This is a genomic window from Myxococcus sp. MISCRS1, assembly GCF_026626605.1.
Classification (GTDB): domain Bacteria; phylum Myxococcota; class Myxococcia; order Myxococcales; family Myxococcaceae; genus Myxococcus; species Myxococcus fulvus.
Map to the genome: position 1 here is coordinate 6,053,999 of NZ_JAPNKB010000001.1, position 16,567 is coordinate 6,070,565.

Genomic DNA, 16,567 nt, shown 5'->3' on the forward strand with positions numbered 1-16,567 from the left:
GACGTGACAGCCGGGCCGCGCGAGGCTCGTGTACCCGACGCTCACGGGTGCGCAGCGCCCGCGCGCGGTGCATCTCCTCCCACGGGCGCCGGGCGTATCCGCCTGCTCGCACCGTGCGGATGCTCACGGTTCGACAATGAGGCGCCGTGGGGTGGAACGAGGCGTGTCAGCCCGGGAAGGAGGCACTAGGGTGGCAATCGTGACCCATGTGGTGATGCAGCCGACCGTGCTCCTGGTGGAGGACGACCCGGACCTCCGGGGCGTGATGGCGGAGGCGCTCCAGGCCGAAGGCTATGACGTGAACATGGCCATCAACGCCCGCGAGGCCGTGCGGGTGCTGGCGGCCACGGAGGTGCCGTGTCTGGTGTTGGTGGACCTGGAGGCGCCGTGTGTCCAGGGGCCGTCGCTCCTGGAGACGTTGAAGCAGGACGCGCGCTTCGCCAGCTCGCGGGTGGTGGGGATGCGCGCGGAGTCCGGCCCGTGTCCCCCGGGGGCGGTGGCGCTTCTGCGCAAGCCCGTGCGGCTCAAGGACCTGATGGCCGTGGTCCAGGCGCACTGCCCGGACCCTCGGCAGGAGACCGCTCAGCGCGTCAGTAGGTGAGGCCCAGGCCGAAGAAGGGGCCGTGGAAGCCGTCGCGGTGCACCACGCCGTCCACCTGGCCCGCGTCGTCGAGCACCATCCCCCGGTAGCCGCCGCGCAGCACGAGCGCGCCCAGGTGCAGCGCCAGCGCGGCGCTCGCGTCCACCTGCCGGTACGGGAAGGGCGTCATCTGGGCGCGGGCCTCGAAGTCCAGCGGGCCGGCCAGGCACGCCTCCAGGGACAGGCCCAGGCTGGGGCCCACGAAGGTGATGTCCGGCGCGTTGGCGGTGCTCACGCCCGCCTCCAGGCGCAGCCGCGCGCGCTCCAGGGAGACGAGCGCCCACGTCAGGTGCACCTCCACCAGGGTGAGGTTGTCGGTCTCGTCGGTGCCGTCGTCGGCGTCCACGGCGATGCCGGTGACGCGCGCGTCGAAGCCGAAGCGCCGGCCCTCCAGGCCGATGAAGAAGTCCCCCGCGCCGCCGCTGTTGACGGGGCCGCCCTGCAGGCCCAGGCGGAAGGAGAGGGGCGCGGCGTGGCGCTCCTGGCGCAGCTCCCCGCGCTGCCGGGGCTCGTCCACGACGGTCAGCCGGTGGTTGCCGCTGGAGAGCACGAAGGCGAGGAAGCCCAGGCCCTCCACCACGTCGCCCGCGCCGGAGGAGACGTGGCGGCGGTGGTTGCTCCGGCGGCGACGGGGCCGGTCATCGTCGTCGTCATCCCGCGAGCCCACCGGCGAGGCCTCGTGGGTGTCGTCGTTCTTGTCGTCGTCCTTCTTCGAGTCGCTCTGCGACGGCCGGGAGCGCTTGCCGAAGCGCGCCTCCGCCGACGTCGTGCCCAGCAGCAGGCCCAGCGCGAGGAAGGCACACAAGGCGGAACGAAGAGAGAACACGGCGGGGCTCCTGGGGCGGTGGCCGTCGGGCGGCAACACGGGTCGGGACGGCCGTCCGCCTGCTTTATTCATACACCTGGGGTGTACGGGCCGTCGCCCACCCCCCGCGGGCCCGAGGTGGAGCCCGGGAGGTGGGCGACGACCCTCCCGGGGCCCTGGGGGGTTACTTCTTGCCGCAGAGCTTGGGGTTCTTCACGCAGGCCACCGCCAGGCACTGGGAGGCGGAGCGCTGCTCACAGCCCTTCTTGCAGCGGGGCGGGGAGTAGCTGAAGTCGCACATCGCGGGGTCGCACGTGACGCGGTCGCTGGGGGGCAGCGCGTCACAGGGGCTGTTGAGCACGGTGGTGATGGACTCGAGGTGGTAGGCGCCCTCCGTGTCGGCGCAGACCTCGAAGTCACCGTCGGCGGTGACGACGGGGCCGTCGTTCACGTCGCAGGCCGCCTTGGGGGTGAAGGCGTCGGGCTCGCAGGGGCCCACGGTGCGCGCCAGGCAGCCGTACGCGTTGCGCCCGCCGACGATGGCGTTGGCGCAGACGCGCGAGGCCAGGTGCACGTCGCCCGCCACCCAGTCCCGCGAGTAGCACGCGTGGGCGTTCTGGTACGGGTAGCCGTCGAAGTCGGGCTTGGACAGGAAGGGCGCGTAGGTGTCCATGTTGATGTGCACCTCCACGTTGAGTCCCTTGGGGTCCAGGATGTTTCCGAAGAAGGCGCCCTCGCGGAAGGTGAACGCGCCGAAGGACTCGGTGGGGTAGCGGCCGTGGGTGACGGCGGGGCGCACCCAGGAGCCGGGCGGCGAGGAGCGGTCATATGGCGCGGACATGACGCTGTACCTGCCGCCGCGGGGGCAGGTGAAGGTGGCGCTGGGCTGCGCGCCGCCGCAGTCGTTGCCCTCGCCGAGCGCCAGGGAGCTGGCGGCCTCGCAGCCCCGGGGCTGGGCGCACACGCGCAGCACGCGGTCGCCGTCGCCGGAGCCCAGCGTCGTCGTGCACGACGTGTCCAGCCGGGGCGCGCCCGCGGCGATGGTGACCTGCTCGCCCGGCGTGCAGCTGCCCACGCCCTCACCCACCCAGCCGCACTCCTCCCACGCGCCGCGGCCTCCGTGCGCGCAGGGCAGGAACATGGGGTGCCACTGCTGGGTGACGCCGGTGGGGTTGAAGAGCCGGGAGTCCTTCGGGTGCTCGCCGCGCATCGAAATCTCCACCGTGTGGCCGTAGGCGTTGTTGCGCGACAGCAGGCACGCGCTCACGTAGCCCAGGCACTGGGCGCTCGGCGCGCGCACGCCCCACTCCGGGCACAGGCCCACGCCGCCCGAGAAGGAGTGGACCTCCTTCTTGCGGTCCATCCACTCCACCTTGGCGGTGGCGGGCAGGGCGCACTCCACCAGGTAGTGCATGACGTTGCGCGCGGCCGGGTCCTCCAGCTGGTGGCGCAGGCGCGCGTCCGCCTCGAAGGCGTACGTGGTCAGCGGCTGCGAGGTGAGGGCCTCCAGCGAGCGGGAGTTGGTGGTGAGGGCGTTGAAGGCCAGGTCCGCGGTGGACAGCGAGTTGAGGATGCGGATGCCCGGCTCGGCGCTGGCGCGCGAGAGCGGCAGGAGCGCGGTGAGGCACAGCGCGGTCAACAGGAGCCTGGAGGGAGCTCGGAACTGGAGGGACGACATGGGGTGAGGACCTCGCGCGGAAGATGACGCGAAGCCCCAGGTAGCACGTGGCGGGCCGTGCACCGCGTCACAGTCCTTCCAGGGGGTTGCGCGCGCGGGAGGGGCAGGGGCTGTTGCCTCCAGGTCCACACGGGCCGGCGGGTGTGGACCTGGGGTCCACGCCCGAAGGGACTCTCAGCGGCGGTGGGCCTTCTTGCCCTTGGTGGTCCGGCGGGGCTCGGCGCGGCCCTGGGCGGGGGGCGGCTCGGCGGGGGGCGCGGCGCAGGCGGCGGCCGCGCTGAGGGCCTCCTCGCGGGCCGTCTGGTGTTGCTGCTCCAGCACGCGCAGCCGCCGGGCCATGGCCTCGCGCAGGGCCTGGAGCTCCGCCACGCGGGCCTCGGACTCGGCCGCCTCGCGCTCCAACTGGACGCGGCGCTCGTGCAGCGCCGACACGGAGCGCGAGCCCGCCCAGGCGCCCGTCGCGCCCAGCACGCACGCTCCGGCCAGCAGCCCCCAGGGCAACCACGCCCGGCGCCACCGCGCCGCCTCGTTTCGCCGTGTCGCTTCCATGCCCCCCGAAGGCTAGCGAGTCCCCCGCTGTAGGCCTCAAGGTGGCGGCCCTGCCACCGATTTACAGGGAGGCCTCAAGTTTACAGGGCGGAAACCGGAGTCACGGGCTTGATTCGCGGGCCGTGGCGGGGCGTCATCCGGCCCCTTTCCTCCAACTTCGGGAGACGGTGGGCTGATGGCGATTGCTTGCGTGGTGCTGGACTTCGACGGGACCTTCACGGACGTGGCGACGGAGAGCGCGCCCTTCCTGACACACTTTCGTGACGGGCTGGCCCACGCGTTGGGGCAGGGCGTGGAGCAGGCGTGGGAGGAAGAAGTCGCGGCGCTGCGCGCGGGTGCGGACCTCCTCGGCTGGAACCTGGGCGGCAGGGTGGTGGCGCCCGCCACGGCGGACCCGTACCTGACGGCGACGACGGCCGCGCACCGCATCTTCCAGCGGCTGTCGGTGGGCACGAACGAGGCCACGCGCTCGGAGGCGGTGCAGAAGCTGTATCGCGACTCGTACGTGCACTCGGCCACGGCCTTCAAGCCGGAGGCGAAGGAGGTGCTGGAGGCGCTGCTCGCCACGGGGCTGCCCGTCACGGTGGTGACGAACGCGCACACGGAGCTGGTGGTGAAGAAGCTCGACACCTTGGCCCCCAAGGGCCGCGAGCGGCTCAAGGTGTCCGGCGACGCGCGCAAGTTCCTGTTGGACCCGCCGGACGTGGCGGACGCGCGCTTCGACGCGCTGCCGGAGACGCAGACGCTGGACGGGGTGCTGCGCCGGCCGGTGTACCTGCGCCGGGGCCGCTACTTCGAGGCGCTCAAGCGCATCTGGGACACCACCGGCACGCGGCCGGACCAGACGCTGGTGGCGGGTGACATCTACGAGCTGGACCTGGCGCTGCCGGCCGCCCTGGGCGCGCACGTGCAACTGGTCGCGCGCGACAACGTGCTGCCGTACGAGCTGAAGGCCATCGAGCAGCTCGGCGCCCGTGGCGGCGTGGACAAGAGCCTGCACGCGCTCTTGCCCCGGCTGCGCTGAGCGCGCGCGATATGGTGGGCCCGGAGGCCGCGTTGAGTCAGGAGGCGGGGCCTCGAATGCCCCGCGTCCTCGCGATTCGGCAACAGGGGTGTCCATGGGCCCGCGTCGTCCGCTGTCGATGTGCCTCTTCGCCGCGGTGCTCGGGGCCGCGTGCGCGTCCTCGCCGCAGACGGTGGTGAGCCGGCCGCAGGCCTCCGTCACGCGTCCCGCGAAGGCGCCCGGCTGCGCGTTCGAGGTCTTCGAGCAGGGCGAGCCATCCAGGCCCTACGCCGAGGTGGGCACGCTGTCGATGACGACCAACGAGTACCTGGGCGAGGAGGGCCGCAAGGAGCTTCTCCAGGAGACCGTGTGTCTGATGGGCGCGGACGCGGTGCTGCTGCCCCACCCGGCGGAGCGCAAGCTGGCGGGGGGCCAGCGTGTGCGCGAGTTCGAGGCGCGCTTCATCTCCTGGACGGACGTGCCCGCGCCCGAGGCCGGGGACCCTCCGCCGCTCGACGACCGCCCCGCGCCCAAGGCCGAGGACGGCTACCTCATCATCCCCGTGGACCCCGAGTGGACGGGCGAGTCCATCGGCACCGCGGTGCGCGAGGTGCCGGCCCGCGCGGAGGGGGCGAAGTAGCGGCTCAGCACATCGCGCGAGGCACTCCAGCGTCCGCGCTGTGGGCACCACGGACGCCAGGCACCAGCGCGCGAGGACAAGGCGAAGCAGCAGGTTACCGCGACCACGCCAGGCACCCCCCTGCCCGCGGCATCGGCACCACGGACGCGAGGCACCAGCGCGGCGAGGACGCGGCGAAGTCGCGGACCACGAGCCCCCGCCGCACCCGGAAACACGAAGCCCCGCCTCCCGGTGAAGGGAGCGCGGGGCTCGGTGCGTCGGGCCTTGGCGGCCGGAGCTCTGCCTAGACCTTCGCGCCCGGGGTGGGCTGGAAGACGTCGTTGAACTCGGAGATGGCCTTGTTCAGCGCCGCCTTGATGTCGTTGGTCAGCTCGCGCTTGGAGGCGATGTCCTTCGCGACGTTCGGGTGCTTGCCGTCCGCGAACTCCAGGAACTCACGCATCCAGCGCACCACGTCGGAGACGGGGATGTCGCGCACCCAGCCGCGCTTCTTGGGGTCGTCGCGGTTGGTGGCGGCGTAGATCTGCATGACCTGACGCTCGACGGAGAGCGGCTCGTACTGGCCCTGCTTGAGCAGCTCCACCATGCGGGCGCCACGGGCCAGGGTCTCCTGGGTGGCCTTGTCGAGGTCCGAGCCGAACTGGGCGAAGGCGGCCAGCTCGCGGTACTGCGCGAGGTCCAGCTTCATGGTGCCGGCCACCTGCTTCATCGCCTTGATCTGCGCGGCGGAGCCGACGCGGGACACCGACAGACCGACGTTGATGGCCGGGCGGACGCCGGAGAAGAACAGGTCCGTCTCGAGGAAGATCTGCCCGTCAGTGATGGAGATGACGTTCGTCGGGATGTAGGCGGACACGTCGCCGGCCTGCGTCTCGATGATGGGCAGCGCGGTGAGCGAGCCCGCGCCCTCCTCGTCCGACAGCTTGGCGGCGCGCTCCAGCAGGCGGCTGTGCACGTAGAACACGTCGCCCGGGTACGCCTCGCGGCCCGGCGGGCGGCGCAAGAGCAGCGACAGCTGGCGGTACGCCACGGCCTGCTTGGACAGGTCGTCGTAGATGATGAGGGCGTGCATCTTGTTGTCGCGGAAGTACTCGCCCATGGCCACGCCGGCGTACGGCGCGAAGAACTGCATCGGGGCCGGGTCGGAGGCGTTCGCCGCCACCACCGTGGTGAACTCCATGGCGCCGAAGCGGTTGAGCTTCTCCACGACCTGGGCGACGGTCGACTGCTTCTGACCGATGGCCACGTAGATGCAGTAAACGTTCAGGCCCTTCTGGTTGATGATGGTGTCGATGGCGACGGCCGTCTTGCCCGTCTGGCGGTCACCGATGATGAGCTCGCGCTGACCACGACCCACCGGCACCAGCGCGTCCAGCGCCTTGATGCCCGTCTGCAGGGGCTCGTGCACGCTCTTGCGCTTCACGATGCCGGGCGCCTTCACCTCCAGGCGGCGCGTCTCGGTCCCCTCGATGGGGCCCTTGCCGTCCAGGGGCTGACCGAGCGGGTCCACCACGCGGCCGAGCAGGCCCTTGCCCACGGGCACGGAGGCGATCTGCTGGGTGCGCTTGACGGTGTCGCCCTCGCGGATGGTCTGGAAGTCACCCATGATGGCGACGCCGACGTTGTCCTCCTCGAGGTTGAGGACCAGGCCCTTCACGCCGTTGGTGAACTCCACCAGCTCACCGGCCAGCACGCCCTCCAGGCCGTAGATGCGCGCGATACCGTCGCCGACGGACAGCACGGTGCCCGTCTCCGCGACGGTGACCTTCTTGCCGTAGTCCTTGATCTGCTCCCGGATGATTCTGCTGATCTCGTCGGCGCGGATTTCCATGGGCGTTTTGCGTCCTCGAACAGGGGGCGGGCCGGGTCGGTTCGGGTCCGCCAAAGCTTAAGAAGTCGGGGCCCCTTACCACGCACCCCCGGCCCCTGCAATGCGCACGACATTCGGGGCTCTCGGGGCATTATCAACCCCTTAAGTCCCGGCGCTCCCACACCGGCCGAGCGAGGGCGGGCGGGCGCTCGCGGCGCCCTAGCGGACGGAGGATTCGCGGGGCAGCCAGACGACGAAGCGCGTTCCGCCCTGGGAGGACTCCACGGTGAGCCGGCCCCCGTGGGCCACGGCCACCTGCCGGGCGATGAACAGGCCCAGACCCAGGCCCTCGGCGCTGGCGGGGCGGCCCCGGCGGAAGGGCTCGAAGAGGGTGGCGTGCTCCTCCTGCGGCACCATCAGCGAGTCGTTGCGGATGGACAGCGTCACGCCCCCCACCGCGCCCACCAGCTTGAGCCACACCGGGGTGGGCTCCGGGCTGTGCTGGAGCACGCTGCCCAGCAGCGTGTCCGCCAGCTGGGTGATGCGCCCCGCGTCCCAGTGGCCCCGCAAATCCCCCTGCGTCTCCATCAGCAGCGTGCGGCCCGGGTGCACCTGCCGCCGCTCCTCCAGGACCTTCTCCACCAGCCGGTCCAGCACCAGCGGCTCCGGGCGCACCGGCAGCCCGCCGGACAGCCGGGCCCGGGTGAAGTCGAGCAGCTCGTGGATCATCCGCTCCATGCGCCGCGCGGCCTGGGCCACGTGCCCCACCAGCCGCTGCTGGGGCTCCTCCAGGTTCTCCAGCCGCTGCAGGGCGCTCGTGCCGGACTGGATGCTCTCCAGCGGGGAGCGCAAATCGTGGCCCACCACGCCCAGCAGCTGCTCCCGGAAGTGCTCGGTGCGCTCGGCGCGCTCCTCCGCCGCCTTGCGCCCGCTGATGTCCCAGATGGCGGCCAGCCGCACCTGCCGGCCCTCCCACGTCACGAACTTCCCCAGCACTTCTAAGGGGATGCGCTGGCCATCGCGCCGCACGCACATGACCTCGTAGGGTGTCTCCACCCCCCGGGCCACCGCGGACATGACGGCGGGCCGGTACTCCGGCGCCACCCATTCGACCAGGTGGTGGCCGATCAACTCCCGGGGCGAGTCGTGGCCCAGGAGGTGCGCCAGCGCGCGGTTGGCGTCCAGCACCACGCCGTTCTCGTGCAGGAAGTGCCCGTCACAGGCCACGTCGGCCAGGCTGCGCATGTGCGCCTCGCGCTCGCGCAGCCGGGCCTCGTCGCGCACGCGCTCCGTCTCGTCGCGCACCCACAGCACCACGCCCGCCAGCACCCCGGCCTGGTGCGCCGGGGACAGCCCCACCCGCAGGTGCTTCTCACCCGAGCCCGCGGCCAGCACCCCCGTCAGCGGCGCCTCCACCACGTTCTCCCCCGAGAGGGCACGCGTCAGCAGCGGGGCCAGCGAGAAGGCCACCTTCGGCCAGACGTCCACCAGGGGACGCCCCAGATAGGCCCGGGTCTCCAGCCCCGACAGCGACGTCAGCGCGCCATTCACCCACACGGGCCTGAGCTCCCTGTCCAGCAGGGCGATGCCACAACCCGTCGCGTTCAGCAGCGCGCCGAGGAAGGGCCAGGCCTCCTCGGGGGCCACGGCGAACATCGGGCCACCGGGAAGGGGGTGAAACAGGGACTGCGGCATGTTGAGGTCGTCCAGAAAACCCGGGGTTGCCCCGTGTTCCCCCGAGTATACCTCTGTCCCAGGGCTGCTGGAAATGCCGGTTTGCCCCGGACTACCGGGTGCGTGGACGACCTGGGGCGTTGGCCGCGAGGATGCGGCCGCACGCCCCGGACTGGGGGTGCTACTTCAGCTCGCGGCGCATCTGGTCCAACTGGGTGCGCAGGCTGCCGTCGTAGAGGACGCTGCCCACCTGGGCGGACACGCCACCGAGCAGGCTGGGGTCCACGCGCGTCTCCAGGATGACGTCGCGCTGGGTGAGCTGCTGCAGCGTCTGGCGCAGCTGGGCCAGGGTGTCGGCCGGGAGGGCGGCGGCGCTGGTGACGTTGCCGCGGACGCGGCCAGCGCGGGCATCCGCCATGTCGCGGAAGAGGCGGGCGATGTCGTGCGCGTAGACCAGCCGGTTGCGGTCCACCAGCAGGCGCAGGGTGTTGGCCAGCACTGGCTCCAGGCCGGGGACGAGCTTCATCACCCCTTCCACGACCTGGCTGCGCTGGGCGCGCGAGTAGGCGGGGTTGTGGAGCACGTCCGCCAGCTCGGGGTTCTTCGCGAGGATGTCCGCGAAGGCGGTGAGCTGCTCGGCGACGGCATCGATGCGGCCCGCCTCCGACGAGACGTCGAGGAGGGCACGGGCGTAGCGGCGGGCGATGGAGACGTTCACCATGACGGGTCGCGCCCTTAGCATGGCGCCCCATGGCCGTCCACCCCCGTGGCCGTCGTGCCCGGGCGGGCAGGGAAGCGACAGGCGGAGGATAGGTCCGACGCGAGGGGGCTTGGCGAGGAGGCGGGAAGACCCGTACCGTGGGGTCCCGACCGCCCCCCATGCACGACCCCGTCATCGGCATCGACCTGGGTACCACCAATAGCGCCGTGGCCACCGTGGAAGATGGCCGGCCGCGCCTCATCCCCTCGCGCGCGGGGGGCCGGCTCACGCCCTCCGTGCTCGGGGTCACCAAGAGCGGCGAGCGCGTCGTGGGCCAGCAGGCCCAGGTGCTGGCGGAGGAGCACCCGGACGCGGTGGTCTGGGCCACCAAGCGCTTTCTCGGGCGACGCTACACGCCGGAGCTGGTGCAGCAGGCGAAGGCGCTGGTGCCCTATCCGCTCGTCGCGGGCCCCGCGGGGGACGTGCGCGTGAAGCTGGCCGGGCGCGTGATGCCCTGCACGCAGGTCTCCGCGATGATTCTGGGCGAGCTGGCGCTGGACGCGCAGGCGCACTTCGGCCGCCCCGTCAGCAAGTGTGTCATCACCGTCCCCGCCAACTTCGACGACAACCAGCGCCAGGCCACGCGCGAGGCGGCCTCCATCGCGGGCCTGGAGGTGGTGCGGCTGGTGAACGAGCCCACCGCGGCGGCGCTCGCGTACGGGCTGTCGCGAGGCTTCGAGGGCAACGCGCTGGTGTTCGACCTGGGCGGTGGCACCTTCGATGTGTCCATCCTCGACGTGAAGTCCGGTGTCTTCGAGGTGCGCGCCACCGGCGGCGACCCCCGGCTGGGCGGCGAGGACTTCGATCAGCGAATCGTCCAGTGGCTCCTGGCCCAGGTGGACGATGAGCTGCGCCACGTGGTGTCGCAGGACGCGCAGAGCCTGAGGCGCCTGAAGGTCGCCGCCGAGGCCGCCAAGCGCGAGCTCACCGAGCACGAGGAGTCCACCATCTCCGTGACGGGGCTGGGCGACCACTCGGGCAAGGGCGGGCGCACGACGGAGCTGGAGACGGTGCTCACGCGCTCGTTCTTCGAGACGCTGTCGGAGCCCTTGTCGCGCCGCTGCCTGGAGGTGTGCGAGGGCGTGATGCGCGAGGCGAAGATGGACCCGCGCTCGGTGGACGTGGTGCTGCTGGTGGGCGGCATGACGCGCGTGCCGCTGGTGCGCCGGCTCGTCGCCGACTTCTTCGGCCGGCAGCCGTCCACGGACGTGCACCCGGACGAGGCCGTGGCGCTGGGCGCCGCGGTGCAGGCGGACGAACTGCTCCGTCAGTCCGGTCAGGCGCTGCTGCTGGACGTGGCCAGCCAGAGCCTGGGCGTGGGCGTGCTGGGCGGGCGCGTGAAGCGGCTCATCGCGAAGAACACGGGCGTGCCCGTCGTCGCGCGCGACATCTTCTTCCCCGGCACCTCCGGCCAGCACGAGGCGCGCATCCCCGTGTACCAGGGCGAGAGCGAGTTCCAGGACGAGAACCACAAGCTGGGCGAGGTGGTGCTCAAGAACCTGCACGTGGCCGCGCGCGGAGACGTGCCGCTGGAGGTCGTCTTCGAGCTGTCCGGTGAGGCGATTCTCTCCGTGAAGGCCACGGACCTGACGACCGGCAACATGGAGACGGTGCGCCTGGAGGCGCGCGCGGGCCTGCCGCACGGCGAGGCGGAGAAGCTGGGCGCGGAGCAGGCGAACTACGCGAAGTCGCAGGGCGTGGTGGACGCGAAGCGTGCCGAGGAGCTGTTCCGCAAGCTGCTGGAGCGCGGCGAGAAGCTGGCGCGGATGCTCCAGAAGAGCGCGCAGGAGAACCCCAGCCCGGAGGCCGAGGCCGCGGTGGGCACGGTGCAGAAGCTGCTCGACGGCGGGCGCACCGCGCTGGACAGCAAGGACGCGGCGAAGTGCGCCGCCATCGCCCGGCAGCTCACGCAGCTGTTGTCCGGCGGCAAGCAGGAGCCGCGGGCCTGATGAATGCGCCCGGCTCCACCACGCGGGAAGCCGTGTTCGTGGTGGACGACTCGCGCACCGCGCGCGAGGTGGTGCGGCTGCACCTGGCCCGGCTGGGCTGCGAGCCGGTGACGCTGGAGGGCGGCGAGGCGTGTCTGGCGGAGCTGGCCCGCCGCGCGCCCATGCTCATCCTGATGGACCTGCGCATGGAGCGCATGCAGGGCGACGAGGTGTGCCGCGCGGTGAAGTCACACCCCGCGGGCCGCAACGTGCCCGTCATCATGTTCACCTCCGCCGGCGAGCCGCACGAGGTGATGCACTGCTGGCGCGCGGGCGCGGATGACTTCCTGCCCAAGCCCGTCGCGCTCGAGGCGCTGCAGGCCAAGCTGGTGGCGGTGCGCAACGCCCGTGAGCGCGCGAAGGAGGGGCCTCCCAAGGGCCGCCGCGTGCTGCTCGTCGAGGGCGGCCGCTTCCTGCACACGTTCCTGGGCGGCTCGCTGGAGCAGGAGGGCCTGCACGTCCTCTACGCACGCGACGCGCAGGACGCGGAGGCGCTCGCGGCGGAGCACGGCGCGCAGCTCGACGGCTTCCTCGTCGACGTGTCGCGGGCCCCGCGCGAGACGCTGGCCCTGGCCGCGCGGCTGCGCGACGCGAACCCGAAGAAGCCGCTGGTGCTCCTGTCGCGCGCGGAGGAGTCCGGTGAGGTGCTCGCCCGTGCGCAGGCCTTGTCGGGCGCGCCGCTGCTCGAGAAGCGCCACCTGGGCGCCGATGAGCTGCTCGGGCGCGTGCTGTCGCGGCTGACGCCCGACCGCGTCCCCCTGCGGGCCGCCGAGCGCGTGCCCTTCTTCACCGTGGTGGAGTTCGCCCCGCTGGCCGGGGGCGCCGCGCTGACGGGCTTCAGCCACGACGCCAGCCCCGAGGCCCTCTTCGTGCGCACGCTCACCCCGGCGCGCGAGGGCACCCGGTTGTCGTTGAAGGTGTCGCTCGCCGGACAGCGCTCACCGTGCTCGGCGGAGGCCACCGTCGTCTGGGCCAACCCGCCGCGCGCCCCTGGCGCCTTCCGTGCACCGGCGGGCATGGGCCTGCGCCTGGAGCGCATGGACCCGGCGCTGACGCAGCAGTTCGTCCGCTTCGTGCCGCGGACTCACGGATTTCCCCCCACGGGGAATCCGCGCGCCTCAGGTTTCTGAGAGGCCCTGGCGCCCGCAAGCCCCTGGAAATCCCGGTGTCCCGAGTCAGCGTGGTTGCTGGCATGGGGGTGGCAAGAGCGCGCCCGGGCCGTGCCGTCATCCGGGCATGGCGGGCTGGGGGATTCCAGCTCGCGCCGCGGATGGGGCCAACAGACACGAACCGGGAGGAATCTCATGCGGCGATGGAAGCGCTACGGATGGGTGGGGCTGGTGGCGGTGGCTGCGGTGGGTTGTGACGACGACAAGACGTATCCGCAGGTGGAGAACGAGCCGGTGGCGCAGGAGGCGCGGCTGGATGCCTTCGAGGGCTGCGAGGCGCTGGAGCGGCACATCGAGGACACGGCGACGAAGCGGATGCGCGCGTCGGTGGAGTCGATGCGGCCCCGCGGTCTGCAGTGGTGGTTCGGCGACGGCGCGGCGCCCCCCACGGGCGTGCCCATGCCCTCCGAGGACAACGGCGGTGCTGGCGCGCCGCGCGGCCCCGACGACTACACGGGCACCAACAACCAGGTGGCCGGCGTGCACGAGGCGGACTTCGTGCAGAACGACGGCAACCACATCTTCGTGCTGTCCGGGTCCAAGCTGTATGTGAATCGCTCCTGGCCCGCGGACCAGCTCACGCGCGTGTCGTCGCTGGCCATCGAAGGTCAGCCGCGCGAGATGCTCTACGACAAGGAGCGCCAGCGGCTGGTCATCGCGTCGCAGGTGTACGAGGAGCGTCCCGGTCGCCCCTCGGTGTGGGGGGATTCTCCGATGATGGGCGCGCCCCTGCCCGACTGCGCGGGTCTGCGCTGCGGCTACATGCAGGGCGGCACGCTGAAGGTGACGGTGGTGGACGTGTCGGACCTGGCGTCGCCCCAGGTGAAGCAGCAGGTGTTCCTGCCGGGCGGCTACCTCACCGCGCGCCGCGTGGACAGCGCCGTGCGGCTGGTGATGACGGACGAGTTCCGCTGGCCCTCGGACGTGCGCTTCTACCCCGAGTACTCCCGTGAGCTGGAGAACCGCGACAAGATGAACGCGGCGCTCGACGCGCTCATCGTCAAGAACGAGAAGCTCATCCGCGACCAGACGCTGGCGGACTGGGTGGAGCCCGGTCGCCGGGTGGCGGCGGACGGCACCACCACCGCGCTGCCCTTCTCCTGCTCGGACTTCTTCCACGCCAACGCGCCCACGGGGCTGGGCTTCGTGACGGTGCTGTCGCTGGACCTGGACACGGTGGAAGGCGCCGCGCCGCTGGGCCGCACCAGCGTGGTGTCCGCGCCGGGCGTGGTGTACGCGTCCACCGAGTCCCTGTACCTGTCCGCCAACCACTGGTGGTGGCAGCAGGTGGCGGAGCAGTCCGACCACTCGTACATCCACAAGTTCGACATCCGTGAGCCGGCGCGCGCCACGTACGTGGGCAGCGGCTCGGTGGCCGGAGTGCTGGTCAACCAGTTCGCCATGGACGAGCACGAGGGCGTGCTGCGCGTGGCCACCACGGTGACGACGTGGCGCACGGCGGGCAATGGTGACGGCGTGTCGACGCCCACCACCAGCGGCCCGGACACCGTGAGCCGGCTGGTGACGTTCGCCCCGAAGAACGGGCGGCTGGAGGAGCTGGGGCGCAGCGAGGACCTGGCGCCGACCGAGCGCATCTTCAGCGCGCGCTTCGTGGGCAAGAAGGGCTACATCGTGACCTTCCGCCAGACGGACCCGCTCTTCACCTTCGACCTGAGCGACCCGGCGCACCCGCGCAAGGTGGGCGAGCTGAAGATTCCGGGCTTCTCCACGTACATCCACCCGCTGGGCGACACGCACCTGCTCACCTTCGGCGAGGACCGCGACGAGGACGGCGGCTGGCGCAACCGCGCGCTGAAGCTGTCGCTGTTCGACGTGAGCGATCTGGCCAACCCCCGCGAGGCCTTCACCCACCGGATGGGGACGAGCGGCTCCAACAGCGAGGCCCTGCACGACCACAAGGCGTTCAACTACTTCGCGGCCAAGGGCCTGGTGGCGGTGCCCTTCGTGGACTGGGACTACAGCCGCCCCGACTACTGGTCCGGCTTCACCAGCGAGCTGCGCGTGTTCCGCGTGGACACGGCCACGGGCTTCACGCCGGTGGGCGCGGTGTCGGCGCGGGACATGTTCCAGCGCTTCGAGCACCCGCACTGGAGCTGGTACTGGGCGCCGGAGGTGCGCCGCAGTGTGATGGCGGATGACTTCGTGTACGCCATCACCGACGCGGGCATCCGCGTGGCCAACGTGGGGGCCCTCCAGACGCCCCTGGCCACCACGTACTTCGACGCGCCGGTGCCCTGAGGCACCGGTGTGACGGCTCGGGGCCTCGGGACACGATGTGGGTCCCGGGGCCCCTTCGTTTCGTGGGCACCCCAGGGGTCAGGAGAGGGAGCGCGGGGGCGTCGCTCTCGGCTGGCGCATTCCATGGCGGAAGGCGCTATAGGCCGAGGCCGCCATGTCCACCGCCGTCGCACCCTCCTCGTCGTCGCCCCGGCCCGGCTCCCGTCGCGCCGCCATCCTGGCGGAGCTGCGCGCGCTCTCTCGCCTGGCCATCCCCATCGCGATTGCCCAGGGCGGCCAGTCGCTCATGGGGCTGGTGGACACGCTGGTGGTGGGGCGGGCGGGCACGTCGGCGCTGGCCTCCGTGGGGCTGGGCAACGGCCTGTTCTTCGCCGTCAGCGGCTTCGGCATGGGGCTGATGATGGGGTTCGACCCGCTCCTGTCCCAGGCGGTGGGCGGGCGCGCCATGGCGAGGGCGCGGGGGCTGCTGTGGCAAGGCGGCTGGATGTCGCTGTTCGCCGGGCTGCTGCTGTTCAGCCTGCTGATGTTGTCGCCCCTGCTCCTGCCGCTCGCGGGCATCGGCGAGACGGAAATCGCGGGGGCCTGGGACTACCTGCTGTGGCGCGGGCCGAGCCTGCCGCTGATGCTGGCCTTCCTGACGATGCGCTCCTATCTCCAGTCCACCGCGTACACGCGGCCGCTGGTGGTGGCGACGGTGCTGGCGAACGTGCTGAACCTGGGCGCGGACATCCTGCTGGTGTTCGGCGGCGCGAACCTGCCCGGGTACCTCGGCCCCCTGCGGGCCGTGCCGGCGATGGGCGTGGCCGGGTCGGCGCTGGCCTCGACGCTGTGCACGATGTTGCAACTGGGCGTGGTGGTGCTGGCCATCGCGAAGCTGCCCGCGCCGGAGGGCGAGCGGCCCGTGCGTCGGCCCGTGTGGAGCGACCTGGCCCAGGCGATCCGGGTGGGCGTGCCCATCGGCCTGCACATCGCCGCGGAGATTGGCGTCTTCGCGCTGGCGGGCGTGCTGTCCGCGGGGCTGGGGCCCGCGAGCGTGGGGGCGCATCAAATCGCCATCGCGTACTCGAGCGTCACCTTCACGGTGGCCATGGGCATCGGCAACGCGGGGAGCGTGCGGGTGGGCTGGGCGGTGGGCGCGCACGACACGCCCCGGGCGCGGCTCAGCGGCTTCATCGCCTTCGCGGGCGGCGCGGGCTTCATGGCGCTGGGGGCGCTGGCGTTCGCGCTCTTCCCCGGGGCCCTGGCCCGGCTGGCGGGCGCCCCCGAGGACGTGCTCCCGCTGGTGGTGCCCCTGCTGATGGTGAGCGCCATCTTCCAGGTGTTCGACGGGGTGCAGGGCGTGGGCGCGGGCGTGCTGCGCGGCGCGGGCGACACGCGCTTCACGTTCCTGGCGAACATGGTGGGGCACTACGCCATCGGCCTGCCGCTCACGCTGCTGCTGGGCTTCAAGCTGGGGCTGGGCGTGGTGGGCATCTGGTGGGGCCTGTGCGCGGGGCTCATCGCGGTGGCGCTGTCGCTGCTCTGGCGCTTCAACCGCATCAGCGCCGGCACGCTGCGCCCGCTCGAGTCGTGAGCGGGCGCGGCGTCCTCGC

Annotated in this window: 13 protein-coding genes; 7 read left to right on the top strand and 6 right to left on the bottom strand. The window is 72.1% G+C overall.

All coding sequences use genetic code 11. The features are described 5' to 3' along the window. The first annotated feature begins 190 nt into the window (after positions 1-190). Positions 191-601 (top strand): response regulator transcription factor, encoded by a 411-nt coding sequence (locus OWM54_RS24080; protein WP_223751162.1) that lies wholly within the window; start codon positions 191-193, stop codon positions 599-601. On the opposite strand, the gene OWM54_RS24085 is transcribed toward OWM54_RS24080, so the two are convergent. From OWM54_RS24085 to OWM54_RS24095, 3 genes are all read right to left on the bottom strand, one after another. Then, positions 591-1,466, bottom strand: a complete 876-nt coding sequence (locus tag OWM54_RS24085; protein WP_267699006.1) for a hypothetical protein — start codon at positions 1,464-1,466, stop codon at positions 591-593. The genes OWM54_RS24080 and OWM54_RS24085 overlap by 11 nt on opposite strands. A gap of 163 nt (positions 1,467-1,629) precedes the next feature. Further along, positions 1,630-3,123: a hypothetical protein gene (locus OWM54_RS24090; RefSeq protein ID WP_267699007.1), complete on the bottom strand. Its 1,494-nt coding sequence runs from the start codon at positions 3,121-3,123 to the stop codon at positions 1,630-1,632. Positions 3,124-3,297: 174 nt separating this feature from the next. Further along, the gene (locus OWM54_RS24095) at positions 3,298-3,672 is read right to left on the bottom strand and encodes a hypothetical protein (protein ID WP_223751159.1); all 375 of its coding nucleotides are present in this window, start codon (positions 3,670-3,672) and stop codon (positions 3,298-3,300) included. 175 nt (positions 3,673-3,847) lie between these two features. On the opposite strand from OWM54_RS24095, the gene OWM54_RS24100 reads away from it, so the two are divergent. Together OWM54_RS24100 and OWM54_RS24105 are read left to right on the top strand one after the other, a co-directional pair. Then, the gene (locus OWM54_RS24100) at positions 3,848-4,696 is read left to right on the top strand and encodes a haloacid dehalogenase-like hydrolase (protein WP_223783905.1); all 849 of its coding nucleotides are present in this window, start codon (positions 3,848-3,850) and stop codon (positions 4,694-4,696) included. Positions 4,697-4,790: 94 nt separating this feature from the next. Then, positions 4,791-5,315, top strand: a complete 525-nt coding sequence (locus OWM54_RS24105) for a hypothetical protein (RefSeq protein WP_223751158.1) — start codon at positions 4,791-4,793, stop codon at positions 5,313-5,315. A gap of 283 nt (positions 5,316-5,598) precedes the next feature. Here OWM54_RS24105 and atpA read toward each other — a convergent pair whose 3' ends face one another. From atpA to atpH, 3 genes are all read right to left on the bottom strand, one after another. Further along, on the bottom strand, positions 5,599-7,146 hold the full coding sequence (atpA, locus tag OWM54_RS24110; RefSeq protein ID WP_223751157.1) for a F0F1 ATP synthase subunit alpha: 1,548 nt from the start codon (positions 7,144-7,146) through the stop codon (positions 5,599-5,601). 198 nt (positions 7,147-7,344) lie between these two features. After that, a complete protein-coding gene (locus OWM54_RS24115) occupies positions 7,345-8,781 on the bottom strand; it encodes a sensor histidine kinase (protein WP_267699010.1) in 1,437 nt (478 codons plus the stop codon). A 199-nt stretch (positions 8,782-8,980) separates the two neighbouring features. Next, positions 8,981-9,520: an ATP synthase F1 subunit delta gene (gene atpH / locus OWM54_RS24120; protein WP_267699011.1), complete on the bottom strand. Its 540-nt coding sequence runs from the start codon at positions 9,518-9,520 to the stop codon at positions 8,981-8,983. 158 nt (positions 9,521-9,678) lie between these two features. Between atpH and OWM54_RS24125 the strand changes: the two genes are divergently transcribed. The 4 genes from OWM54_RS24125 (at position 9,679) to OWM54_RS24140 (ending at position 16,548) form a co-directional block, all read left to right on the top strand. Next, a complete protein-coding gene (locus tag OWM54_RS24125) occupies positions 9,679-11,508 on the top strand; it encodes an Hsp70 family protein (RefSeq protein WP_046716815.1) in 1,830 nt (609 codons plus the stop codon). After that, positions 11,508-12,677 carry a TIGR02266 family protein gene (locus OWM54_RS24130; RefSeq protein ID WP_223751155.1) on the top strand — a complete coding sequence of 390 codons (1,170 nt, stop codon included), beginning with the start codon at positions 11,508-11,510 and terminating at the stop codon, positions 12,675-12,677. The genes OWM54_RS24125 and OWM54_RS24130 overlap by 1 nt, the downstream gene beginning before the upstream one ends. Before the next feature lie 174 nt (positions 12,678-12,851). Beyond that, the gene (locus OWM54_RS24135; RefSeq protein ID WP_267699012.1) at positions 12,852-14,975 is read left to right on the top strand and encodes a beta-propeller domain-containing protein; all 2,124 of its coding nucleotides are present in this window, start codon (positions 12,852-12,854) and stop codon (positions 14,973-14,975) included. A gap of 154 nt (positions 14,976-15,129) precedes the next feature. After that, entirely contained in the window at positions 15,130-16,548 is a 1,419-nt protein-coding gene (locus OWM54_RS24140) for an MATE family efflux transporter (RefSeq protein WP_267699013.1), read from the top strand. Positions 16,549-16,567 lie beyond the last annotated feature (19 nt).